The sequence below is a fragment of the Okeania sp. SIO2C9 genome (genome assembly GCF_010672455.1).
In the GTDB taxonomy this organism is placed as follows: Bacteria; Cyanobacteriota; Cyanobacteriia; order Cyanobacteriales; family Microcoleaceae; genus Okeania.
In genome coordinates, this window is the sequence record NZ_JAAHGO010000010.1 from 47,986 (window position 1) to 72,793 (window position 24,808).

Here is a 24,808-nt window from a genome sequence, read left to right on the forward strand (position 1 = left end):
ATATGTTGGGTGGCAATATCCCTGAACCCAACTTAGGATATTCCCGACTTTGACACAGGAGAAAATTCCGACAAAAAATTTACCACTTGTCGGTTTGGTTGAGGTGGGAAACCTAACAAAAATAGAGATGTATCTCAATCTTTTTTCCTCTTCCCTTTTGCTGATAACTGATAACTGATAACTGAATATGTTGGGTTGCGCTGTCGCTTAATCCAACCTACGGTATTACTGACTTTTACAGGTCATAAAATTAGACAAAAAATTTACCATTTGTCCGTTGGGTGGATAAAAAAAACTCAACAAAAATAGAGATGTATCTCAATCTTTTTTCTTCTTTCCTTTTACTGATAACTGATAACTGATAACTGATAACTGAATATGTTGGGTTGTGCTGTCGCTTAACCCAACCTACGGTATTCTCGACTTTTACAGGTCATAAAATTAGACAAAAAATTTACCATTTGTCCGTTGGGTGGATAAAAAAAACTCAACAAAAATAGAGATGTATCTCAATCTTTTTTCCTCTTTCCTTTTACTGATAACTGATAACTGAAATTCCCCTTACCGAATAGTTAATAAGTAAGCATTCAGCCGTCAGCACTTCAGCTATCAGCTATTGCTTTTTGTGTAGTTTCAAAGCTGTATTAATCTAATCATATTTAAATCTTACGACAAGAGTTGTTAAACTCTATATTCATTTACACTCCTTCCTTTAAAGCAAGGTCTTATTGCTGATAGCTGACAGCTAATAGCTGAATGCTTACATTAATAATTAAATAATTCGCGCCTTGAAGCCTCCCCTTTTAAGGGGAAAAAAACAGTCGATAGATGGATGGGTTTCCTAATCATATCCAATCGACCAAGAAAAGAAATAATATTTCCTTATATTAAATCAAGAGCGGTTTTAACCAGAGGTAATTATCAATTATCCATTATCCATTAATGAATCTATTTCTTTATTTCCAAGTTCAAACCCATTTTTTTTAACATAAACATAAGGAATAGTTTTAGCCTTAAAGTCAACTATATTAGCTGCATTTTGTACCCACTCACAATAAAGTGGATTTAATTGTTGATAAATTTGCTTAAGATTTTGTATTTCCGCTTCAAGTTCATTAGCTTTTTCGTTGACTTTTTTAACTTGCTCCTGTAATTCTTTTCCCCCTTGATAAACTTGTTCTTGTAGTTCATGCCATTCTAGTCGAGATTTTTTTGGTGCTAATGTAATTTTCTTCTGATTAAGTTGTGCTTCTAATATTTTGAGAGATTGATTAATTTCTTGTAATTCTTCTTGCCACTTTGCAGCTTCTTCAGCATTTTTTTTATGAAATTCTGCTAGTGTTTCAGGAGTATTATCTGGAGGAAAACTAACATCTATTCGGAAAGAAGAACGTTGATGACGAAGAGTATCTACTTCGGTCTGTAGAGTTTCTATTTCTGCTTGTAAAGTTTCTACTTCTGATTTTAGTTCTGCTATATTTTCTTTCATATATTTGAAAAGGGTTTAATTTAGTAGAAGAAGGCGGGGATAACTAACCAGTTATAAAATCCTAAAAGCCTTACTAATCAATATTTTTGACTGTCTTGAGTGCGTCTTACATTCTAAGGGGACCTCAGAATTACGCACTCGCTTTTGACTTTTGACTTCCGCGTAGTGGCGCTAGTCTTTCAGGAACTACTATATATCCGGTGGTGTCATCGCCCAAAACTAAATTTTTTGCTTGACCCCAATACCACCAGTATGCACCAATATAAGCACAAATTAGACTATCTAATTTATCTTCTGTAATTTTGAGAGTAGCTATACTATTTATATTTTCAGTATCTAGGAAATTTTCGGAAATTTCTAGGGTTGGTTCCAGGGTAGTTAAGATATTTGTTATGTATTGGTGCAGTTTCAAAAGTTCTGATTTACGGTCTGCTAATTTCCCTTTTTTGTATTTCAAAATTTTTTCTAAACCAAATAAATTAACTATAGCTGGATGGGGATAAACTTCTATTTGAAAACGTCCTGGTTGTTGCGGTTCAATTGTTGGTGCATGAATAAATCCTTTAGCTGCCAAACTCATGCCAAAATTTACGGTTTTCTGAGCAAAAGGACGGTTAAGATTTGCCGGATAACATCCTGCATGATAACGACCAAAATATTTATGAGTAAGTTTATCTGGTAGTCTAGTTCCTGTTTGATTGGGAATTATTGTTGGAGCATCTACGGCAATTAGAGCAGGAGTTAGTAAAGGAGTAAAATTATCAATCCAATTGAGAATATCTTCAATTTCTAGTATGCAGTCTAAATCTAATATTTTTAACTTTTTGTCTGAGTATTGTAGACAGCACAAACCACTTTTTCCCGAACTCCAACCGAGGTCTATTCCTATAAATTTCATAGTGTTGTTTTGGTAAATAGGGTTTGCTGAAAAAGTATTTTTTCAGGGTAATTTAAGTTATCAGTTATCAGTACCTATGCAACAAGGAGGCTTTAAAGTAAGCATTTCCTCCGGAATGCTGCGCAAACAGCCGTCAGCTCTCAGCTATCAGCTAATATCTACTATTTGTCAATGACTAGAATTACCGAAAAGCGACGTTGAAGGCCGCCGTGTTTTAACCGGGGGATGAAAACAAGCGAGTCGTTTAGACTAGACAACTAAAGTTTTCCTGTGCTATGATTACCTACAATAACTTTTCGGTCTGCCCGTTTCAAATGTACTGTTGTCAGCAAGTTTTAGTAGGTAAAAATCCTGAATTAATTCCCATTTTAACATTCTTGTGCGAACAGTCTCACAAGCTCACTAACATGGGAATATATTATGCCAGACAATTATATTTTAAGTCTCACAAAACTCTGGGTAAGTATGACGCAGGAATTAGTCTACAAAAAGAGCAATCACTATAAAGTTTTATATTCGCTCTTCAGCACAACAAATATTGAGAACTGTAGCTGAATCATTTCGCTCTTATTATGGTCTTATAATTGCCTACAGAGAAGGTAAAATCGCAGACAGACCAAGGATTCCTAACTACAGAAAAAAAGGGGGAATGGCTACAGTTAGTTACCCCAAGCAAGCATTAAAACTTAAAGGTAATCAAATTAGAGTACCACGCTTGTAATACTTGTAAGCGCTGGTTTTGTCTAGATTGCTTTTATATTCCTATGCCGAGTAATCTCGAATTTTTATCTGTTAAAGAACTGAGAATATTACCGAGAAACAGATATTTTTATTGGGAATTTGTTTATGAAAAAGAAGTAGTAGTTAAACCTCAATTAAATCAAGAAAATGTATTAGGAATAGGCCATGGTTTAAATAATTGGTTGACCTGTGTATCGAACGTGGGTACGAGCGCGGGTTGTAGATGGTAAACACCCACCCCTATCCCCTCCCGGGAGGGGAACTAAAGGGGTGGGTTGGTACAACAAACAGATATCAACTATTAAAGAAAATCAACCGACTGGATTTTGGTCAAATAAACTAGCTGCAATTACAGAAAAGCGTAACCGCCAAATGCGATTTGGGTATAAATAAAGCAGCCAAAATAGTCATTAATCATTGCGCACAAAAATTCTATTGGTACAATTGTTTTTGGTTGGAATAAAGGTCAGAAAAATCAAATAGATAAGGGTCATAAAAAGAATTCAGAATTTGTACCAATTCCTACTGCTAGACTGAAAGAAAGAATACCTCAGTTGTGTTATGAATATGGAATAATATTTATAGAAACACCAAGAAAGTTATACAAGTATTGCTTCATTTTTAGATGGTGACTGTCTACCTAATTATGGTGAGAAACCCAATGATTGGAAACCATCACCGAAAAGAATAAAGCGATGCAGCGCGGTCTTGGGGGTTTCCCCCATGAGCGACTGCATCAAGACAGCGTGGTTTGTATAGGAGTAGTAATAATTGTTTTGTGAATGCAGACTGTAATGGGGCTGCAAATATCATCACAAAAGTAAGCCGCAAAGCTGTAGGGGCGTTAACGATAGTTATGCGAAGCAAACGGCCGTTCGCCCCTACTTAAGCCGACTGTGTAGGGGCACTTTGACTTGTCCCCAGAGAGCGTATTTCAGCTAAGAACAGATGGAGCAACACGGATTTATCCTGTTGCGTAGTATCTGCGCTTGTTTCCCCGTGACTTGAGTCCGGGGAGTAGTCAATTGGGTATTTGTACTTGTTCAAAATTTGTTTTTTTTGAGGCTATACCTCTCGACTGAAAATTGGCATATTTGAGGTGTTATTAACGTAAATACTAGCTTGTAGCCTTGTATTGAAGAGTCTATTCTTAGGTTTAGGCACAACATTGGCACAATATCTTATGTACAAACTATGTACCAAATCGCTGAAACAACGCAAGTTCGTGAAATATTTTGTAATAATTTGGGGAAAATTAGACTACTTTGATTTAGATAAATAATATTAAAAGCTGATTTGATTAGTCAAAGCTATATCGAGCGGTCGCGATTTAGTTTTGTTTTTGAAAGTTACTTTGCAATATCCGGAAAAAGTAGAACGGGAAGTAGTAATGATTTTTTAATTGTTTTGTCATACTATTAGCACAGATAACTTTAGGTTTATTCGTCCTACCTATTTTTGAGTATTACTAAGAGGTTGAGAAAGCGATCGCTATATCTTTTGACTTTTTATCCTTTGAGCTTTAAATATGGAATCTTCTTTTTTTGATCCTCTGAAAAGAGGAGGCTTCAGACTTAAATTTATTGGTGAAGTAACAGGGAAAGCCAACTTAAATTAAGTTATTGTTAGGTTGATTTTTCTGAGCAAAAACTGATTTTTTATAATTAGGTAATGGTGAAATTAAGAATCAGGGTAAACCAAAATATATATCCTTGAGTTTCTTTCCTCAACCTCACTGACAAAAGCTGCAATTTCTAGTATGAAGCCTCAGTCTAATATTTTTAACTTATTATCTGAGTATTGATATGCAAAACAACTTTTTTCCGAATGCCAACCTAGGTCAATTATGATAAAATTCATACTGTTATTTTGGTAAAAAAATATATAGTGTCGCTTGAGTAAACCCACAGGGAAATTCAACTTAAATTAAGTTATTGCTAGGTTTATTTTTCTCAGGATAAATTGAACCCTACTCCCTACTCCCTAAAACAAAAGTTTTTTCATTATTGTCTTTGATAAGTTCTATTGAGGGAGAAATTTTTTCAACGATTATATTAGGAATAGCTTTACCTAAAGTAATTGCCCTAGCTGCCATAAAAATTGCTAAAGCTAACCATAATATATGATTACTTTTTAACAACCAACCCACCATAGCAAAGGGTAAAAATCCTACTAAACTAGCAATTAAAGTAGAATTGCGTAATAAATTTCCTTGAGTTAAACCGAGAAAATATCCATCTAACATATAAGCCATTCCTCCAAACCCCAAAACAGGTATTAGCCAAAAAACATAACTATTAATATTGTGAATAATTTCAGTATAATTAGTCAATAAACTAAATAAAGGAGTAGGGAATAAACAGAATACTAGAGCAAAAGTCAACCCAATACTCACACTAATTATTCCTGAGAATTTTACTAATACCTTTAATTGTTCCTGATTTCCTTCACCATAACTTTTTCCTGCTAGACTTTCTGTGGCAAAAGCTAAACCGTCAATAAAATAAGCGGCTAATGTCACTACCTGTAATAACAGGGTATTAGTTGCTAAAACTAAAGTATTTATGTATGAACTTAAATTAGTAAATACAGCAAAAGTAGAAATTAGGGCAAAAGTGCGAATCAGAATATCTCGATTGAGAATAAAAGTTTCTCTAATTACTTGAGGTTGCCAAATATCTTTGATTAACTGAGGAATTTCTGTTAAAGATATTAAGTTAAAAACACAAATTATGCCTACGACTAAAGTCATATATTGACTTATTGCTGTAGCACTACCAGCACCGCTACTTTCCCATCCCCAACGGACAATAAAAATATAATCTAAGATAATATTTGTGCCTTTATTAAATACTGATAGTAGTAAAACTTTTCCTCCTTGTTCTAGTCCTAAAAACCAACCTATTAATACGAAGTTTAATAAGGTAGCAGGGGCACCCCAAATTAAACTTTGATAGTAGCTAATACCACTAGCTTTTACTTCTGGAGTTGCACTAAGTAAAGTAAAGCCAATTTCTCGCAAAGGATATTTGAAAATTATAATTATCGTGGCAATAGCTAAAGCAATTAAGCAATTGCGTAGACAAATTTGTTTTACTTCCTGATGGTTTTCACTTCCTCTAGCTTGAGCAGTTGTACCAGTAGTACCCATGCGTAAAAAACCAAAAGTCCAGTAAATATAGTTAAATAAAATTGTGGCTAGGGAAACTCCTGCTAAATGATGAATTTCATCTAAATAACCTAAAAAAGCTAAGTCTACTAGACTTGCTAAAGGCACCATTAAATTAGATAAAATGTTGACTAAAGCCAATCTGAGAAAGCCATTGTGAATAACATATTTCATATTTTGAAGAAGAATGGTTAGTTATCAGTTATTCGTTGTTAAATTTTACCGAAAAATTGTGGTTTAAAGCCTCCCCTTTTAAGGGGATAATAAATAAAAAATTTCCTTTGAGTCAATCCTCTTCTTTTCAAGGAGAGGTAATTATTATAGCAATCAGGAATCAGTTGTGAGAATTGAAGTGTTCCTTAAAAGTACAGAATATAGTAATTATTACATTCATATTATACGTTTTTTTCTTCTTCTCTGTTGCCTTCTGGAGCTGTTGCCTGTTGCCTAAAAGTTTCCAATATCTCACAAATCAAATCATATTGCTATAATTGTTGAAAGCTTTTCAAGAAGATTATATTGACGACTGATAATAGAGTTGATAAATTTTTTAAAGCCACTGCTGTAAAAAGCTTGTTAAGAAATAATTATTCAACTTCGAGAAAATCAAAGTCTACTTCTAGCATTTTATTGAAATGGTGAAGTACAGTTTTTCTGAGTATATTTCCTTTGTTTATGAATTTCTCAAACTTTGTGCTTCATAAACTAAAAAAACTGCTGTAACTATTTTCGATGATTGAGGCATTTCCTTTTGTTTTGAAATGGTTTGTTTTGAGCTTGAGATGAATCTTCTATTTTCGTGGATACAAGGGGTTCATTTAGTTGAATATTATAAGCTCTGAACATAGCAAAAGCAGCACTTAAAATTGCCATATATACAATAGTCGTAATTAATGCTGTTTGAGTCAATTTTTGTCTTCGAGAAGGGGGCAATACTTCTAAAGGAATTAAAGCGTCAAGGGCTAATTCTGCTGATGAATACCTATTTTTATAATTGGGTTGTACCATTTTTTCTAGCCAGGCAATAAAGTCTTGATTGAGATTTTTTACTTGCTGCTGAAAATTAATTTTTCCCATGTCATCCATGAGACTGCCTACTTCTGTTGCAGGGGTGTTTGTTAATAAACAAATTAATGTTGCACCGAGACTATATAAGTCTGATGCTGTTGTTAATTCACGATTAAACATTTGTTCTGGAGGCATAAATCCTAATGTACCTTTGACTACGCTACTAACAGCAACTTCTCCTCCTCCTATTCTGGCAAAACCAAAGTCTACTAGGCTAATGTTCATCTGGTCATCTACTAGAATATTTTCTGGTTTTAAGTCTCTATGAATTACAGGTGGAATTCTATTTTGAAGGTATTTAAGAATTTCTAGAACTGAAATTGCTATTTGTTTAATTTGTTGGGGTTGCCATTTTTGAGAGGTTGCTAAGTTTGCTAAAGAAATGGCGTTTTTATATTCCTGTACCATGCAAAAACCTGATGGTGTTTGGAAGGAATCTAAGTAGTGGGGAATGTTGGGATGGTCTAGTGTTTTTAATACTTGAACTTCTCTTTCATAAGCTTGATATTCTGACCAATGCGCTCCGGTTGTAGCAAATTGAAATTGTTTAACTACTACTGTTTTTTGAGTGTTAATTTCTGTGGCAAGATAGGTTACTCTTCCACCTGCACGGTTGTGTCCGAGTTCTTTGATTATTTGATAGCCGTAGTTGGAAAAATTGGGGTAGTTATTCATGGGTTTTTAGTAAGTTTTTAGGGGACAGGGAATAAAAAGGAATTAAATTTTTACATGAGATTCCGAGTCGATATATTTTGATTATGCTTTAATTAAGTTTGGCTCTGCTTTTCTGTATTTATAAGTTATTTTGAGAGGTTTCAATATTAAATAAATTAGGGGTATTAGGGCAATAGAAAGAGTAGCGATCGCTCCTCCGACTAAAACTGAAATCTCTCCTAAAGTTAGGCAATGTAGTACAGATATGACTTTATGAAAAATAAAAAAAATTGTACCTAAGCTAAAGTAAAATCCTATTATTGAAAAACACATAATTCCTTTTTTATCATCAGAAGAGACAGAGGATAATTTATTAAAGTTGTTTTCAGTTATAATTCCAGTTGTTTTTTTTGGTCTAAATTGATGTTTATCTGGTTCTAGTACATTTAAAACATAAGCTACTATCGCTAGTATAGTTATCCAGGATAGTTGGATTAATGCTTGCAAAGAGTAAAGAGTGAAAAAATGGAAAAAATTTTTTCCTAGACTTCTATAAAAATCATCAGACATCAAGAAATTTGACCTAAGCGCTACCCAAATACTTAATGTTATTATCAGACTAACAAGACCAAGTATTAAAATTTTAGCAGTAGTACTCATCTTATTCAATAAACCAGATATTGCTATAGGTATTACTGATAACAAAATAAATAGAGGATTTAATTTTAATAATATAAAACTGCCAAATATACAAGGAAACATCAGTACAAACTGACCAAAAAAGAACATGAAGTTAGGTATCAATTTAGGCACACTACCAGTTTCTACCTGAATATTTATCTTGTGAGTTTCTAATTCTGAATTATTATGTAAAATTATCTCCCTTTTATAAATTTCATTTTCTACTAACTTACTGGTATCTACTGTTATTTTACACTCTATATTATTACCTTCAAACTTATGAGGTAAAAATGAAATCCAACTATGGTCAGAAGGAGTATGAGGAGGGTCACTTACATGGGGAGCAACTTCCCATCTACCAGATAAAATTGTCTCTGGAATTGGATTACTAACTGTAATAGTTTTTATTACTTTTTCTCCCCATTTATCGCTATAAAAATTTAGATTTTCCTGACTAATTCTAACTTTCGGTAAACGATTAACATCTAAAGGTTGAAGAATAGCTAAAGCTACCTCAGCATTTTCATATCTATCACTAAATTTTGGTTCTACCATCTTTTCCAACCAATTAATCCAACCCCTTTGTAATGGTGGAACTAAATGACGAAAAATTATCCGATAATTCGCATCTATTAAATTTCCAATATCTCCAGATTTTATCCCAGTTAATAAACAAATTAATGTCGCACCAAGACTATATAAGTCTGAACTTCTTGTTAATTCCGCTAGATTTAGTCTTGGTGAGTGATAAGGCTGATCCGCCAGTGTGTCGGATCATGGACTATGGCAAGTACAAATTTGAACAGGAGAAAAAAGCCCGCGAAGCCAGGAAAAAGCAACACACTGCTGATGTCAAGGAAGTGAAGATGCGCTATAAAATCGATGATCATGATTATCGGGTGCGTGTCAATCATGCAGAACGCTTTCTTAAATCTGGAGATAAGGTCAAAGCAACGATTACTTTTAGAGGCAGAGAAATCCAGCATTCTAACTTAGCAGAGGAGTTACTCAAACGCATGGCAGTGGATTTGCAAGATATTGCGGAAGTTCAGCAGGCACCCAAAAGAGAGGGTCGCAACATGATGATGTTGCTTTCTCCTAAAAAATGATGCTCATGTTCATTAGTCATTTGTCAGNAACCGTTGACTACATAGAAGATCCAAGGCCAGCATAGGCCCCGTAGAAAAATAGACCAAGTACAGAAATTGCTCCAATACCAGCAATTAAACCAACAAGCCAAAGGGGGATTCTACCTTCTGCAAAAATGATGATACCTCCAAGATAAAACCAAAAAAAAAATGAATTAGTTAAAGAAATAGCTAGAAAAGAGAATGCCAAGAACCGCGATTAAAAGTAATCCGAGATAAAGGGATGTACGGTTTAATTCGACAGGTTGACGGTTAGGGTTTTGATTTCTATCCATGAATAACTCCTATCGTTGAATAAACTGCATAGCGGCGATCGCACCGACAAAGAAAACTGAAGGAACAGCTAAAGCGTGAACTGAAAGCCATCTTACGGTAAAAATGGGATAAGAAATAGGTTGATTAGGATTGTTGTCTGCCATTGTTTTAAACCTCTTCTAAACTAAACTAGTTATTAAACTCTGTGATTTGGTTTTTTGCTTCAAAACGGTCTTGAATAATAGGTAATTCTTGACGCTCTTGAGTAAAATACTGATCAGGACGAGGAGTCCCGAAAGCATCATAAGCTAAACCTGTGCTAACAAACAGCCAACCCGCGATGAATAACATGGGGATGGTGATGCTATGAATAACCCAGTAACGAATACTGGTAACAATATCGGTAAATGGACGTTCTCCGGTAACACCTGACATTTTAAGTTTCTCCTCTGAAATCAATTACGAATGGCAAAATCTAGTCNCCCACACTCCCACACTCCCCATCTCCCCATCTCCCCATCTCCCCATCTCCCCATCTCCCCCTCTCCCCCTCTCCCCATCTCCCCCACTCCCCATCTCCCCATCTCCCCATCTCCCCATCTCCCACACTCCCACACTCCCCATCTCCCCATCTCCCCATCTCCCCATCTCCCCATCTCCCCATCTAATTACACCGATGCTACCGGATTTGATATGAGATAGGTTCCTAGCTGAGGAATTTTCATAGCAGTCGAAGCAAAGGTTAAAACATATCAAAAGCTGAAAACTCAGACAAAGCAAGATTTTTTCCTTCTTGCTTCTGCCTTCTGCCTTCTGCCTTCTGCCTTCTGCCTTTTGCCTTCTTTAATCCCATAACCGACGACCAGAGGAACCCTTAAGTTTTTGATGGGTATCTTTCAACAAACTTGGTATATCTAAATTTTCTGGACACCTGGGTAAACACTCTCCACATTCAGTACATCGACTTCCTTTATTACCTGGAAACCAATGACCTGCATTTTCAAACATCCCATATCGATACTTACCGAATCCTGTCATATCATAGGCTACACTCAAATTTCTTAATCTCAGGACTTCTGGAATGTGAATATTTTCTGGACATGGCAAACAAGCATAACATTGACTACATTTTTCTGTGCCTAACTTTGTTAAAGCCTGATTTTCCAAGCGCTCAAATATTTCAATTTCTTGAGTAGTGAGAGGTTCTGTGCGATCGCTGATACTTAGAGGCCATTCTAATTCTTGTGGCCTAGCAGCACCTACACTTAAGGTTGTTATTCTCGGGTCACTTAACAAAAATCGATAATTTAATTCCAATGGAGAAAAAGGTTGACATAATTTCTCAAGAGTAGAAGATGGTGTATATAATTGCCCACCTTTATCTGCTGGAGAAATAATAAAAATGCCCATATCTTTTTGTTTGGCTAACTCTATTGCAGGGGCATTATGTTGGAAAAAGTAGTAGTAATGTAAGTTAATAAATTGAAAAAAGTCAGTATTAATAGTCGCTAAAATTACATCTAAAGGGCCATGGGTAGAAAAACCAATGTGTCTAACTCGCCCATCATCGATCATTTTATGTATTGCTTTAATTCCATGATGGGTAATTTCTAAATGTTCCCAAGTATTAATGCCATGAATAGCCAAAAAGTCTAAATAGTCTGTATTTAGATTTTCTAGAGATTCATTTATATAGCGTTCTATTAAACCGACATCTCTTGTGGGTGTAATTTTTGTTGTGATATAAAGTTGGGTACGCTGCAGATCACAGACCAACGCCGCACCCAGATATTTTTCACTTTTACCATAACCTCTAGCTGTTTCTATGTGGTTAATTCCCATATTTACAGCTTGCTTGATTGTTTCTACAGCATTTTCCTGAGATACCAAGTATCGCATAGTTCCCAAAGAAAAAACTGAGAGGTTTAAGTTCGTTTTGCCAAACCTGCGGTAGTGCACCTATATATTTTAGTTTTTAGTTTTTAGTTTTGCTATTGAGCGATCGCTTCTTTCTACCTAATCTTTTTATACTCTCAGGGTTAAATAAGTGCGATTATAACAGGAGATTCTTGCCAGTAAATAGATTCAAGTACTAGATAACAAATCAAATAAACTGAGTTGCACCCTTGTCAGACCATCCACACAAGTCTTCTTGCTCTGTCTTTAAACTCAGGAAACCTCAGGGCAGGCGGTGCGCTTTTATTTAACCGTGTGCCCCACGGCTATTGATAAAATTATAACACTAAAAATGCGCGCGCGTATTGCTCAATTATTTTTCTGCTTGAAATTCATCTCACCGTTAAATAAATGCGATGATAACGGGAGTCCTCTTTCAAAATTTATGATAGAATCTGGCATAGGCAATACCTGAGTCCTAACTACTATTGACCCTTTGGCCAAGGTTCAAATAAACTTGAAAAAGTTTTCAGCTAAATAAATCTTCTTTGACTTTTGCATTTTTAATTCTATTAAAATAGTACTAGGATAATTCACCAGTGCTAGAACCACCACGTTTGATTAAATCTTCAGGGCGAAGCTTTGATATAAAGTCCCTAAAAGCTTGCCTTTCTGCCTCATCTGCATCTCGGTCTACTGGAATAGAGGCATCTGCTACGACTTCTTCCATTACCCAGATGGGACTATTGGTACGTAGGGCAATAGCGATCGCATCACTGGGCCTAGCATCAATTTCTTTTCTAGTTTCTCCTTGCTTCATGATTAGCACTGCATAGAAGGTGTTATCTTGCAATGAATGAATTACCACCTTTTCCAACACCCCACTTAGTGATTCTAAAATACTAACCGTGAGGTCGTGAGTCAATGGACGTGGTGGTTGATGGTTTTCCAGAGCGCTGATAATTGCCTTGGCCTGGTCTTGACCTATATAGATGGGCAAAGCACGTCGCTCGGTACCATCTCTTAACAATACAATTGGATTGCGTGTTGATGCATCCAATGCTATTCCAGCAACTTTCATTTCAATCATTGGCTCGGCCTCATTTTATAATAATTTTTGTCAAGCTATATAGAATGTAAGTCAGTATAGATAAGGATCAAGTAATTTTTAGTATGACTTGATATTTACCTATTTACCTATATGAGTCATTTTTACATTTTTACATTTATTTATTATCTTCGATTTTTGAGAGTATGGTGTCTACCTTGACTAATGGCTAACCATGATATAACAACCGTGTAATTTCAAGACTATAGCGCTTCGCCCAGGCAACAGGCAATAGGGGAAATAAATTGCTGATAATATAAGATTTTAGCTATTGGGGAGTTCCTGCAATTTGTAAATATACGCCTAGCGCGCTGCTATAGCGTTGCTGTTAACGGAATATTAATAGAGTTTGCGTTCATAAAATTTAACTAATCTTTAATTAATTAATCAGAGGAAAAACAGTGTTTACAGGATTGATTCAAGCTTTAGGAAAAATTAAGCTTTTAGAAGAAAGCCAAATTTTAGTTTCTCTGGGATCATCTAGTGGCAGTAAAATTATTTTGGAAGATTTGGCCATTGGTGATAGTGTAGCTGTAGATGGTATTTGTTTAACAGTAATAGACATTTTAGCTCAAGGATTTGTGGCGATCGTATCACCTGAGACCTTACAACGTAGTACATTAGGCCAAATATCGGATAGGTATGTGAATCTTGAGACTTCATTGCGAGCAGGTAGTAAGTTAGGAGGCCATTTTGTTACTGGTCATATTGACGGGGTTGGACGCTTGGAAACCTCTGTGGAAACGATTAATGCCTGGGAAATGAGATTTACAGCTTCACAAACAAAAGACGAGAGGTGGCAACGTCAGATAGCTCCCTATATTGTATCTAAAGGGAGTATAGCAGTAAATGGTATTAGTTTAACTGTGGCTGATTGTGATGTGGATGGCAATTGGTTTGAGGTAGCAGTTATTCCTCACAGTTTTAATGAAACAAACTTGTGTCATTTAAAAGCAAGTAGTTTAGTGAATATTGAGGTAGATATTCTTGGTAAATATGTGGCTAAGTTTCTACGTCATGGTTCTAATAACCATTCAGTTTTGGCAGTAAATTCTCATGTTAATAGTTTCAAAGAAATTACACCAGAATTTTTGAGTGAAAACGGTTTTATTTAAAATGAGGGAACATTTTTCCTAGTGGTAAGGTCTAATTCAAGCAAAAAAACTTATTTAACTGAAAAAAAGTATGGCATTTTTTGAAAGTGAATACTTACTAGAAAACTCTGATGTTGCAGCAGCAGTAAATAGCGGTGTGCTTAGTTCTGGTTTTGAACATTATCTACTATTTGGGTTATTTGAACAACGATCTGCTGCTTTTACTGGTACCACTGGCAATGACTTTCTCCCAGAATTTCCCGTGGGTGTACCAGGAACAGAAATAGACTTGATCGGAGCACCTGTCGCTTGAAATGCTGCAGGCGATCGTATTTATCAAACGGGTGTTGCAGGTGATGGGGGTGGTGCTTTTGATGCTCTAGTTGGGGGCGACGCTACTGATATATTTGTCTTAGGTGAGTCTGGTCAAAATTTTTACAATGGCATAGATAGTAATGTTCGGATTAGCAATTTTGACCCCAGCGTTGACATTATCCAGTTGGGAAAAGAAAATAATTCATTGATTAGAAACTACTCCATTAATTTTGCACCAGGAGAAACTGACGCTACCATTATTGCCCGTAGCACTACAGGAATAGGGTTAGCAGTGGTGGAGAATGTTGTCGATCCTTTTACTGGTGAGTTACTTTTGGATGACAGTAACTTCCGCTTTGGTTCTCAAAACCCCCCGAATGACGAACCTTTACCTCTAGAAATATCTTTTGTAGAAGGCGAATATTTAGCAAATAATCCTGGGGTTGCTGAAGCTGTCAATAATGGGTTCATTAGTTCTGGTTTAGAACATTATCTCAACTTTGGTATTAATGAAAATCGTGCTGCTTTTTTTGGTGGTACAAATGGTAGTGATATTGTTAGACCAGTGGGAGAAGAAAATAATTTTGTGGAAGTAACTGGAGTTGCAGTAGATTACTTTTTTGAAAGAGATTACCTTAGTGATGGTATTGGTGAGTTCGATCGCCTCATTGGCACTCCTGGAGTAAATGAGTTTATCCTGGGAACTACAACTGTTATTACTCCTGTCATAGTACCAGTAGCTGTACCTTTCTACTTAGGTGAAGGTGAGGCAACAATAGTAGATTTCAACCAATTTGAGGGAGATTCTATTGAGCTATTTAAGCAGTCAATAGATAATATTCAGCTTTTTCCAGTGGGTAATGATTTAGTTATTGAGTACCAATCTTTAGAGAATAATGTTATTGAGGTAGATACTGTTGCTGTAATTGAGGGTGGTGCTAACTTAAACCTAACTCAAAATATTGAAACAATTGACGATTTTTTCGGCATTGATAGAGTTATTTTGTTCTAATATTTATGTAGGGTTGATATAGTTATAATAAAATTTGTCGTTGGTGATTTTAGCTATGATTTTTTTAAATGGCGATCGCCTAAATATTAATTAAAAAGCATTTTATACTTGATAAATTTAGCTTTCATAGCTTGATTCACCAACGGCTAAAATTTTTGCCTGTAGTTGGACTTTAGTCCTTTAAATACTTGTCTTAGAGCTGATTTATAAAGTAAATATTAAGGCGCTGAATGAGTTGCTATATTTAGCTTTCAGGGTTTTTGTTAAGTAAATTTATAATTGCTAAAAGCTAGGTAATATAAGACTTTTGGGGAAGTTTACAAATCAGCTCTTATATCATGTCTCTTTAAATACCCACAAATAACACTGATTAGGCAGCAGGGAGTAGGGGGAAATTTGATAGATTCTCAATTATCTTGGGAATATCATTTTTACCCTTGTCTAATTAATGAGACTTGATATTAGGGCTAAAGCCCAACTACAAGCCAACTACAAGCATAATTATAACTGTTCTACCGAACAGGATATAATTCATAATTTAAGACCTATCAGTAAAAGTTTTAGTTAACATAAAAAATGGGAATTTAAGAGATTTTATTTTTAGAGATAAAAACGTTTTTCTTATAATTAATTAATGAAACTTGATATCAAATAATGAAGATTTTTCTAGAGACAGAAAGATTAGTTTTACGACAGTTTACCGAAGCTGATACAAAGTTATTATTTGAGTTGGATAGTGACCCAGAAGTAACTCGATTTACAAAATTAGGCGATCGCTCAGGAACACCTACGACTTACGATGAGATTAAAAATGGATTTTTGCCTAAAGTTTTTAGGTATTACCAACAATATCAGAGTTATGGTTTTTGGGCAGCTATTGAAAAGTTAAGTAATAAATTCATTGGTTGGTTTCATTTTCGACCAGGTTTAGATAGTTATATGGGAGCAGCATTGTATCAAGAAAATGATATTGAACTTGGTTATCGGTTACAGAGAAAAGTTTGGGGAAAAGGATATGCAACGGAAGGATCAAAAGCTTTAATTCGGAAAGGTTTTTTAGAGTTGGAAATACAGCAAGTAGCAGCAAGTGCATTGTTAGAAAATAAAGCTTCTATTCGAGTAATGGAAAAAGTAGGATTAAAATTTGAGCGAAATTTTGTTTATTCAGGATCTCAGCAACAAGGTGTTAAATATAGTTTGAATCAAGATGATTTTTATTTGTTGGAAAAAGCAAGAGGAAAATAAGGAGTAAAGTTGATTAATTTTTTTTATTCCCGTTTATTTGTAATATGAAATACTAAAATTTTTGCTACAAATATTTAGGGTTTGCGCTTCACTAGTCTTTTAGTAGAGATAGGAGACAACCCACCCGCGCGCCCCTCCCAGGAGGGGAAAGACCGAGACAGGAGAAACGGGGAATTTAGAGGAGTTAGGATTCAACAATTAATAATGAATAATGAATAATGAATAATGAATAATTACCTCTCCTTGAAAAGAAGAGGATTGACTAATCATGAAAATTTTTCTTCACAGGAGTCGATTGGATATGGTGAGGAGACCTCGCCATCCCATCCTAACGGACTGCTCCGCAAACGACCGCTTATTATCCCCTTAAAAGGGGAGGCTTTAAACCACAATTTTTCGGTAAGAATTGTCCCAAGATTGTTCTGCCCAACTATGCGCCTAAAATACTAACTTTTTGAGCGTTTTATACTGAAAACCAGGCACTTTTTTCGACAAAAAAATGCTAAAGTCTTTATCTGTCAATGCTTTTAGATTTAATCAGCAAACCATATTTAGGCTGTTTCAAGAACTAAGGTAGGGGATCTGTCAGATTTGCGACGTAGAGAATTAAGTACGAATAGCCCATATATTATTTATCTGGAGTCAAACTCTGTTTTTAGTCAAATAAAAATTTCTAGGTAAAGTATTTTAAGCAGGGAAATTATTCGTAGCATTTTTTTTATATTTCATATAATCAAAAAAATTAAATTATTATGTAATAAACTATGGTCGCAAAAAATCATCTAGTAAATTAATCAAAGTGTGAATCCATTCAGATAATTGAGGACAAATATAGCCTTTTTAAGGTCTATAAAGTAAAAGATTATACTTTTTTTATCATGTTGTATGTTCTCTAAAATCAAAAAAAGTTGTACTTCATCCTAGCAATAAAAATTATATGACTAATACTAATTCTACAAATATACCCCTATGGGTACAAGACCGAGAAAAAGTAATTTCTAATGATATAGGTGTGGAATGGCGAGGCGGAAAACGACCAGATTATTCTCACAATGATCGAATTTTTCAACAAGAGAGTAAATATGATCATCCAGAAGGGTCTTTAGAAGCGATCGCTCATAACCTAGTCAGAACTTTTGAGATGGAAGCATCTAATAAAACTAATCCTGAACAGTGGTTATCTGTTGTTGCCGATAAATTTCGCATGAGTAGTAATGGAGGAAAAGAATATACTGCTCAGGAAGCAGGAAAACACGGAACATATAATCTTTTTATTACTAAAAATAAACATTATGACCCTGACAAAGAAACCTTTGAATCATCCTTTGAAACCTTTAATAAAGCTTTTCCAAAAGGGTTTCTCTGGGAAGTAATAGAAGTGCTTTGCGGACCGCCAAATGTTACTTTTAAATGGCGACATTGGGGGACTTTTCAAGGTAATTTTAAAGACTATCAACCTACTGGCGAAACAATCGAAATTATTGGTATGAGTATTGCTAGAGTAACTGAAGATTTAAAAATTTTGTCTGTAGAACATTATTTTGATAATAGTAAATTTATCAAAGATTTAACGGCTGGTGGTTGCCCATTTCATAGTCAAAAATAAGAGAATTATTTTACAAGACTTAGGCTATAATTCAAGACAGAAAATATAGCCTTGCTGAATACTGGGATGATTTTGGCGCTCCACGGAGACAGGGAGACAGGGAGACACGGGAATTATGGTTTGTGCTCTGTGATCAAAATCATCCCGCAATTATGCAATGCCGAAAATATAGTAGTGGTCTGTCAAAATTTCATTATTAATAAGTAGTGGGAGCATATTGCTCCCATCTTGATTAAAGATAACCTACGCTTATTTGAATAATTAGGAGAAGCTCTGCGCCAGCAAAGGTAGTGGGTCAACAATTTCATATAATATAACTAATTAAATCTAATTTGCTACGGAATAATCAGATTTTTTTTCTTAGTTTAAAAATAACTTCTATTCTAGTCGCATTAAACAGAATCTCAAATCTATTTCTGAGAAATGCGACATTGAACTCCGAGCAAAAAAGTAGAACTAACACGCACCTGACTTATTAAATACCACCCAAATTGTTTTCCATATTAACTTGAGATCGTATGCAATAGACCATTTTTGCTGATAGTCAATATCCATACGTACTATTTCTTCAAAGTCTTTCACACTAGAACGACCATTAACCTGCCATTCTCCAGTCATACCAGGTTTTATATCCAGTCTGTGCCAGTGATGAGCTTCATAATTTTTGACTTCATCAAGAGTAGGAGGGCGAGTTCCCACTAAACTCATATCTCCTTTGAGAACATTCCAGAATTGAGGTAGCTCGTCTAAGCTAGTCCGACGCAGAAAGCGACCTATACGAGTAATTCTAGGATCTTTCTCATTTTTAAAGATGTTACCTTTTGCTTCGTTTTTGACAAGGTGCTTCAGTTTTTCTGCATCAACAACCATTGAACGAAACTTCCTGATCCAAAAAGTTTTGCCCTTAAAACCACAGCGAACCTGACTGAAAAATAGCGGACCGGGACTATTAAATTGCATAAATATAAATACAGGAATTGCAAATACTCCTGTGATCGCTAATCCCACTAAGGCTCCTAAAATATCAATCAGACGCTTGCTTGGACTATTGACAGACGGATGAGCTACTTGTTTATACAAGTTAGCTGAGTATTTGTGTTCTAGAACTGCTATAGAATTCATATTTGAGGAGACTGATAAGTTAGATGTATTCATAATATTTGCACTCTGACATTAATGTTTTAATTTATGGAAAACTTTTATACTTACATCTTAGAATAACTAAATTCAAGGTGGTAGGCTAAAATACCCAACTTTACTCAATCTTCACAAATATCAGCCGTTTTTTAAAGTTTATGTGTTGTTTTCCTTATTCATCATCAAATCTTCCGGAAAGAGAAAAAATATTATGTATAATTAAAAATTTTGCTTTTTATGTTTTCTGGTGTTTGTAGATCGAATTAAGTATTATGTAATTAAAATCACAAAAAATAGTATATTTTAATACAATTATTTGTAACGAGAAACCCTTAGATGTTTTTTTAACAATATGTTAATAGGACTTTAGATAAATATTTGCTGCTCCATATTCCGTTACCGAAAAATTGGGGTAGACGCCTCGCCCTTGTAGGGCGACTTTTTATTTTAGAAGTGAATTGAATATATGCTACATTTCTATTAGTTGTCGGGGGGCACTTGGAAACTCGTGCGTGGATGTAGAGGGAAGCGTAACCCACCCCCATCCCCTCCCGGGAGGGGAGCAAGAGGGGTGGGTGCAGCACCCTGTGTTAGCGGCAGCTATGGGAAGCAAAGCGTCAACCCGCCGAGGAGCTACGGCTCAGTAGCAATCACCGTGCCTTTAGGCCGGGGAGGATGTCAAAAGGGTCAGGAAGACCGAGTTATATCAAATCCGGTAGCATTGGTGTAATTAGTGTGGGGAGTAGGGGAGTAGGGGAGTAGGGGAGTAGGGGAGTAGGGGAGTAGGGGAGTAGGGGAGTAGGGGAGTAGGGGAGTAGGGGAGTAGGGGAGTAGGGGAGATCAAGAAAGATTTGGCAATGGCGCTTGTGATGGAACATTTTTTTATACCGAATTAAACGGATTTGATATCAGGAGATGGAGGGAAGGCATAAGGGAAAAAGGTTGAAAAATACTCCCCATCTGTTTTTAAATAGATATCAAATAGGTTCTATAAACAAAATATTGTAATATTTTTGTATTAAGCTTATCAGCGAACTATTTTTGACCAGGAAAACTTGTAGAGCAAGCGATCGCTAAATTACGTTTTCTGCTAACTTTATAGAACCCCTGAGTGGTATTTTTACTTAGAGGCAATACAGGAAAAAGTGGATGCGACCCCGCGCCCTTCGGGTATCTCTTTCCTCCGGAGGAGGAGCTATGCTAACAGAGACGCTTTGCATACAGCAGTAGGGAGTTTTCCATTTCAATAGTTCTGGTCTTGGCGATCACGACTGACTCTGTGACATAAATTTTTTCTGTGTAACCATGATAATTTAGGGGAAAAGACCATGAAATACTTGAGTATATGGCCAAACTTGTACTCCTCAATATTTTTCTCTGGCGACAATGAATTAGCCCTGCCCACACTCCCCACACTTCCCCTATATTTCTAAAGAGATCCCAAATGAATTCTATAAGGGTTCCTCAAATTTTTGCCTAGTATTAGCCACTAGCTTATTTAAGTATTCTCTTACATATTCTGCTTGTTCATTACTCAAACGATATCTACTACCATCAGTTTCTTGGCAAAAAAGTGGCTTTGCTCTCAAACTTTGATATTCAGAATTTTGTCGAGAAACTTCACTCAATAGCATGACATCTTCCTCCGAAGGCATTAAACCTGGAGGTAGTTTATTTTCTAAAATAGTCTTAATGTTCTCCTGACAAACACGAGTATTTATTCCTTGTTCCTCTAATAATTGATAAACTTCTTTTAGGGATAAAAGACGATTTGGAAAAACTCGCAGTATTTCCCAAAGTAAAAAATAGTCGTTGTACTGTTGCTGAGGTATATCTATAATTTGTGGATAAAGAGGTAAAATAGCTAAACCATAAGCAACCCTACCTATAGTTAATTTAATATCTTCAATCTCAGATAAACAATTATCCGATCCCTGCGGCTTTTCCTGCCCTAACTCTACATTTTCAGAATTAACTTTTGCATCTTGAACAATAATTGCATTAGGTAATTTTTGACGTAACCAACGAGATATCCCACTCCAACTCCCACTACCTCCAGTACATAAAGCGCGGTTAATTCCCACCGGAGATATTCCCACCCTACTCAAAAAATTATTTAACTCCTGATTTAATTTTTGTATAAAAGGTTCTAATACTTTCTTTTCTAAATCTTGTTGTTGTAAACTCCATTGCCGATCGCCTATATTCAAAATAAATTCTTTTTCGGATGGCAGAATTACTTTTAAATTACGAGCTGCTGCTAATAATTCTTGTCTATAGGATGAACTTTGTAACCATTGCTGTAGTTGAGACCTAATTGACAAATCTGGATAGCCTGGCCGTGGCCATGATTGAGTAGATTGTTCTTGATTATTTTCTGTCTGGGTCTGGGGCGAAATATTTTCGTTTTTTAGTAATAGTTGACAAACAATATCTTGATCTATGGCCTGACCCCCATAAGCAAAACTATGGCAATGGAAGTGAGAGTAAGTTAAATTTTGGCCATCATCAGGGAAGTTAACTAAGACCATTTCTGTTGTGGTTGCTCCCACATTCACAATTAAAATTTTGCCCCTTCTAAATTCTGAGATCGTAGATGTTTTTGGATCTTCTGTGACTGAAGTTAATTCTGATAGGGCAGTAGCGATCGCGTCCTCTATCACAATTACTTGACTGACTTCTTTGACCAGACCTGCTTCTAAAACTGCTTCTTTAAGATTGAAGCGATAGGCTTCTGGCCAATTAGTCGGACTACCCATCAACACACATTTTAATTGTGCCAAAGCGGAAAAAAATGTTTCTTGGTCTAGTCCTACTGCGCCACAAGTATAATAATGAGGTAAAGTAACTATTGTTTGAGTTTCTCTATCAGTTAAAGAAATAGATTCTTGGCCAAAAGCTTGGGGCTGAAGGGTTGTCAATAAAGTTACTAATCCTTGATTAACTAACTTGAGAGGAATTTGTTCATGTTCAGACAACTGTAAAATTGGTTCATGGGCAGTTGTAGCAATCAAGTTAGAACCTAGAAGAACAGATTTGTCTGGTTTATCCTGCGATTTTTGTTTTTCAAATTTAATTGAAAGGTAGGGAATAGTAATTTTTAAACCTGGTTTAAAGTTTTGTAGTAATAAGGGTTTTTCTTCTATATTTTTCTGTTTAGATGATTTTTGATGTATGTATAAAGTTGATGGTAGGTGATATATTTTTTTGGTAGAACTTTCAGTCCTTTGGCCTATTTTTGTTGAGAGAGTAAATTCTTGATTTGTTTGAGTAACATCGAACTCTTGTTGAGTTGGTAATCTCTCCCAATATATAGGATAAATTTCACTGCTGCTACGATTAAATAATGCGGCAGAAATACCTGTAGTACCAAAGTCAATTCCTAAATACCATAGTAAAGCTGTTTTATCTGGTGTTATATCTGTCTGTTTTGATAAATTAATTTTTTTTTTTCTGTCTCTTGAGGGTCTTGAAGTAGAGTTTCTAGCGGTAAAAATTCTCGATCATCTGTTTCTATTTGTTCTACTTCTATTGAAGATGTTAAGCTATCTAACATATCTTCTAAATTTTGTTCATTTTCTGTATTTTCTGCTGAATTTTGAGTATTTTCTTGGTTCGTTAGATTTAATTTTTCTGAAACATCACCAAGATCTGTAAATAAACCCTCTAAGTTAGTAACTTCTGCTTCTGAAGTCGAAGTAACAGAATCATTAGTCGATTCGAGATTACTTTCTGCTAAAGATACAGATGAATATTCTCCTAATTGAAACTCAGTTTGTTGCGGATCATCTGCTAATTCTTCTAAGTCAAATTCTTCTAAATTTTCTAAATCAGAACGCAAATTATTGAGGGTATTACTATCTAATAATAATTCTATATTTGGATTTTGTTCTTCATCCGATTCTTGTATTGGTAAGAGACTTTCTTTAGCCGATGCCTGAAGATACTCTTCTTCTTCTGATTTATTGCTGTAATTTCTTTGTTCTTGTGTTTGTTCTTGTTCTTGTTTAGATTCCAGAGAAGCAATTAATTGGTTAGTTTGTGCTTCATTTATCTCTAGTTCACCGAAAAGATGACTGAGAGATTCGATAATTTGGGTGCTTTCTACATCTTCTGAGTTGTCTAACTTTGACCCTGAATTTAGTGGTGATTCGATCAAATTTGCTATTTCTGCATCTTCTATTTTAGCAGTTGAATTTTGATCTTTTTGCCACTGTGTGTAATTCTCTTCAAAACTAGGAGCTTCTAGTTGAGCAACAGTTTTATTTTCCTGATTTTGACTTTTAATAACTTCTAAATCTTGCTGTTTATCAAGATTAAGTTGATTTTGAATTGATGATTCTTGAGGGTTTGAATCATCTGTTTCAGTTGTATTTGATTCTATATTTACTTTTGCAACAAACTCATATCCCGGATAAGGTAATACTGTTGTATCGGTTGACTCATATAATTCATTTATTTGAGAAGATAGGTTTTTATGTTGAATATTTTGAGGACTAACATTGGATGCTATAAAATTTTCTGACTCTTGCTGTATTTCCTGATTATCTTCTGTATTGAAATCATTAATAAATGACCGATCAAAGTTAGAATCTTCTCTAAATTTATCCTCTGAACTTGTCACCATCTCAGAAGGTTTAATATTCTTAGAAGTCTGTGGATCGATATTTTGCTTAAAAGGTAAAGCACTTTGACTTGGATATGGATGCTGGTTGGTTAAATGAGACAAATGTTCCACCAATGTTTCTTGCACTGGGCCAAGTAAAGCTTGAGAAAACTCAGAGATAATTTGCTCCTGTTTAGCATATTGTTGAGCTAGGGAATAATTATCTTGTCTTTGCTTCTCCAGTTGCCTAATTTCTTGTTGCAAAGCTCGTCGTTGTTCTTTAAGAATTTGAAAATCTTCTTGTAGATATTGATTAATAGGATTCAAAAACTCTTCTAGCTGTTGTGGATGTTGCTTTGTGGTCTGGTCAATAATATTTTCCGAATTTGAAGGTGGCTCAACAGAGAGTAGCTGTAGACTTGAGATGGTATCCACATTCTGACTCAGATAGTTCAGCACCTGCTTTAGTATCTTTTGAGATTTTCTGAGTGTTTTTTCTAGAACTTTAGGAGAATTTTCAGTGCTAGGATGATTTAACACCTGATCTATTTCACTAATTATTAATTTGATTTGCTTATTCTGGAAATTCAAGAGTTTCACCTCTGTCGCTCACCTTCATTAAGAATTATAAAACTGATGAGAGCATAACTGACTTTAAAATTACTCTTTCATGCTGGATATACAAA

The 24,808-nt window shown here is 35.3% G+C and carries 22 protein-coding genes and 1 pseudogene; 8 read left to right on the forward strand and 15 right to left on the reverse strand.

Going from position 1 to position 24,808, the window contains the following annotated elements; genetic code table 11:
* Window positions 1-925: 925 nt before the first annotated feature.
* The gene (locus F6K23_RS09050; protein WP_293153620.1) at window positions 926-1,489 is read right to left on the reverse strand and encodes a hypothetical protein; all 564 of its coding nucleotides are present in this window, start codon (window positions 1,487-1,489) and stop codon (window positions 926-928) included.
* A gap of 130 nt (window positions 1,490-1,619) precedes the next feature.
* Window positions 1,620-2,387: a DUF429 domain-containing protein gene (locus F6K23_RS09055; protein WP_293153623.1), complete on the reverse strand. Its 768-nt coding sequence runs from the start codon at window positions 2,385-2,387 to the stop codon at window positions 1,620-1,622.
* Between the two features lie 764 nt (window positions 2,388-3,151).
* Here F6K23_RS09055 and F6K23_RS09060 point away from each other — a divergent pair.
* Together F6K23_RS09060 and F6K23_RS09065 are read left to right on the forward strand one after the other, a co-directional pair.
* Complete coding sequence (locus F6K23_RS09060) at window positions 3,152-3,358, forward strand: hypothetical protein (RefSeq protein WP_293153626.1); 207 nt, start codon at window positions 3,152-3,154, stop codon at window positions 3,356-3,358.
* Between the two features lie 40 nt (window positions 3,359-3,398).
* The gene (locus tag F6K23_RS09065; protein WP_293153629.1) at window positions 3,399-3,521 is read left to right on the forward strand and encodes a hypothetical protein; all 123 of its coding nucleotides are present in this window, start codon (window positions 3,399-3,401) and stop codon (window positions 3,519-3,521) included.
* Window positions 3,522-5,097: 1,576 nt separating this feature from the next.
* Here F6K23_RS09065 and gntT read toward each other — a convergent pair.
* From gntT to F6K23_RS09080, 3 genes are all read right to left on the reverse strand, one after another.
* A complete protein-coding gene (gene gntT / locus F6K23_RS09070; RefSeq protein ID WP_293153632.1) occupies window positions 5,098-6,471 on the reverse strand; it encodes a guanitoxin biosynthesis MATE family efflux transporter GntT in 1,374 nt (457 codons plus the stop codon).
* Between the two features lie 549 nt (window positions 6,472-7,020).
* Window positions 7,021-8,040 carry a serine/threonine-protein kinase gene (locus tag F6K23_RS09075; protein WP_293153635.1) on the reverse strand — a complete coding sequence of 340 codons (1,020 nt, stop codon included), beginning with the start codon at window positions 8,038-8,040 and terminating at the stop codon, window positions 7,021-7,023.
* Between the two features lie 81 nt (window positions 8,041-8,121).
* Complete coding sequence (locus tag F6K23_RS09080) at window positions 8,122-9,255, reverse strand: hypothetical protein (RefSeq protein ID WP_293153638.1); 1,134 nt, start codon at window positions 9,253-9,255, stop codon at window positions 8,122-8,124.
* A 170-nt stretch (window positions 9,256-9,425) separates the two neighbouring features.
* Between F6K23_RS09080 and infC the strand changes: the two are divergent.
* Window positions 9,426-9,809: pseudogene (gene infC, locus F6K23_RS09085) on the forward strand (translation initiation factor IF-3); the annotation flags it as partial.
* A gap of 37 nt (window positions 9,810-9,846) precedes the next feature.
* Here the strand turns inward: infC and F6K23_RS09090 are convergent.
* The 6 genes from F6K23_RS09090 to F6K23_RS09120 all read right to left on the reverse strand — a co-directional run bounded on the left by F6K23_RS09090 (window position 9,847) and on the right by F6K23_RS09120 (window position 13,089).
* Complete coding sequence (locus tag F6K23_RS09090) at window positions 9,847-9,966, reverse strand: photosystem II reaction center protein J (RefSeq protein WP_293154114.1); 120 nt, start codon at window positions 9,964-9,966, stop codon at window positions 9,847-9,849.
* Between the two features lie 37 nt (window positions 9,967-10,003).
* Window positions 10,004-10,123: a photosystem II reaction center protein L gene (locus F6K23_RS09095; RefSeq protein WP_009544126.1), complete on the reverse strand. Its 120-nt coding sequence runs from the start codon at window positions 10,121-10,123 to the stop codon at window positions 10,004-10,006.
* 9 nt (window positions 10,124-10,132) lie between these two features.
* The gene (gene psbF / locus F6K23_RS09100) at window positions 10,133-10,267 is read right to left on the reverse strand and encodes a cytochrome b559 subunit beta (RefSeq protein ID WP_293153651.1); all 135 of its coding nucleotides are present in this window, start codon (window positions 10,265-10,267) and stop codon (window positions 10,133-10,135) included.
* A 25-nt stretch (window positions 10,268-10,292) separates the two neighbouring features.
* A complete protein-coding gene (gene psbE / locus F6K23_RS09105; RefSeq protein ID WP_293153654.1) occupies window positions 10,293-10,538 on the reverse strand; it encodes a cytochrome b559 subunit alpha in 246 nt (81 codons plus the stop codon).
* 408 nt (window positions 10,539-10,946) lie between these two features.
* A complete protein-coding gene (locus F6K23_RS09115) occupies window positions 10,947-12,062 on the reverse strand; it encodes an aldo/keto reductase (protein ID WP_293153658.1) in 1,116 nt (371 codons plus the stop codon).
* A gap of 520 nt (window positions 12,063-12,582) precedes the next feature.
* A complete protein-coding gene (locus tag F6K23_RS09120) occupies window positions 12,583-13,089 on the reverse strand; it encodes a bifunctional nuclease family protein (protein ID WP_293153660.1) in 507 nt (168 codons plus the stop codon).
* A gap of 419 nt (window positions 13,090-13,508) precedes the next feature.
* Between F6K23_RS09120 and ribE the strand changes: the two genes are divergently transcribed.
* The 5 genes from ribE to F6K23_RS09145 all read left to right on the forward strand — a co-directional run bounded on the left by ribE (window position 13,509) and on the right by F6K23_RS09145 (window position 18,379).
* Window positions 13,509-14,222, forward strand: a complete 714-nt coding sequence (gene ribE, locus F6K23_RS09125; protein ID WP_293153662.1) for a riboflavin synthase — start codon at window positions 13,509-13,511, stop codon at window positions 14,220-14,222.
* A gap of 70 nt (window positions 14,223-14,292) precedes the next feature.
* A complete protein-coding gene (locus tag F6K23_RS09130) occupies window positions 14,293-14,514 on the forward strand; it encodes a hypothetical protein (RefSeq protein ID WP_293153664.1) in 222 nt (73 codons plus the stop codon).
* Between the two features lie 207 nt (window positions 14,515-14,721).
* Window positions 14,722-15,528 carry a hypothetical protein gene (locus F6K23_RS09135; RefSeq protein WP_293153666.1) on the forward strand — a complete coding sequence of 269 codons (807 nt, stop codon included), beginning with the start codon at window positions 14,722-14,724 and terminating at the stop codon, window positions 15,526-15,528.
* Window positions 15,529-16,182: 654 nt separating this feature from the next.
* Window positions 16,183-16,773, forward strand: a complete 591-nt coding sequence (locus F6K23_RS09140; RefSeq protein WP_293153669.1) for a GNAT family N-acetyltransferase — start codon at window positions 16,183-16,185, stop codon at window positions 16,771-16,773.
* Window positions 16,774-17,710: 937 nt separating this feature from the next.
* The gene (locus F6K23_RS09145) at window positions 17,711-18,379 is read left to right on the forward strand and encodes an ester cyclase (RefSeq protein WP_293153671.1); all 669 of its coding nucleotides are present in this window, start codon (window positions 17,711-17,713) and stop codon (window positions 18,377-18,379) included.
* Between the two features lie 456 nt (window positions 18,380-18,835).
* Here the strand turns inward: F6K23_RS09145 and F6K23_RS09150 are convergent, their stop codons facing one another.
* From F6K23_RS09150 to F6K23_RS09165, 4 genes are all read right to left on the reverse strand, one after another.
* A complete protein-coding gene (locus F6K23_RS09150; protein WP_293153674.1) occupies window positions 18,836-19,534 on the reverse strand; it encodes a sugar transferase in 699 nt (232 codons plus the stop codon).
* 1,182 nt (window positions 19,535-20,716) lie between these two features.
* A complete protein-coding gene (locus F6K23_RS09155) occupies window positions 20,717-20,932 on the reverse strand; it encodes a hypothetical protein (protein ID WP_293153677.1) in 216 nt (71 codons plus the stop codon).
* A 35-nt stretch (window positions 20,933-20,967) separates the two neighbouring features.
* Window positions 20,968-22,530, reverse strand: coding sequence for a hypothetical protein (locus F6K23_RS09160; RefSeq protein ID WP_293153680.1), 1,563 nt, complete (start codon window positions 22,528-22,530; stop codon window positions 20,968-20,970).
* A 401-nt stretch (window positions 22,531-22,931) separates the two neighbouring features.
* Window positions 22,932-24,662 carry a hypothetical protein gene (locus tag F6K23_RS09165; RefSeq protein WP_293153683.1) on the reverse strand — a complete coding sequence of 577 codons (1,731 nt, stop codon included), beginning with the start codon at window positions 24,660-24,662 and terminating at the stop codon, window positions 22,932-22,934.
* Between the last annotated feature and the right edge of the window lie 146 nt (window positions 24,663-24,808).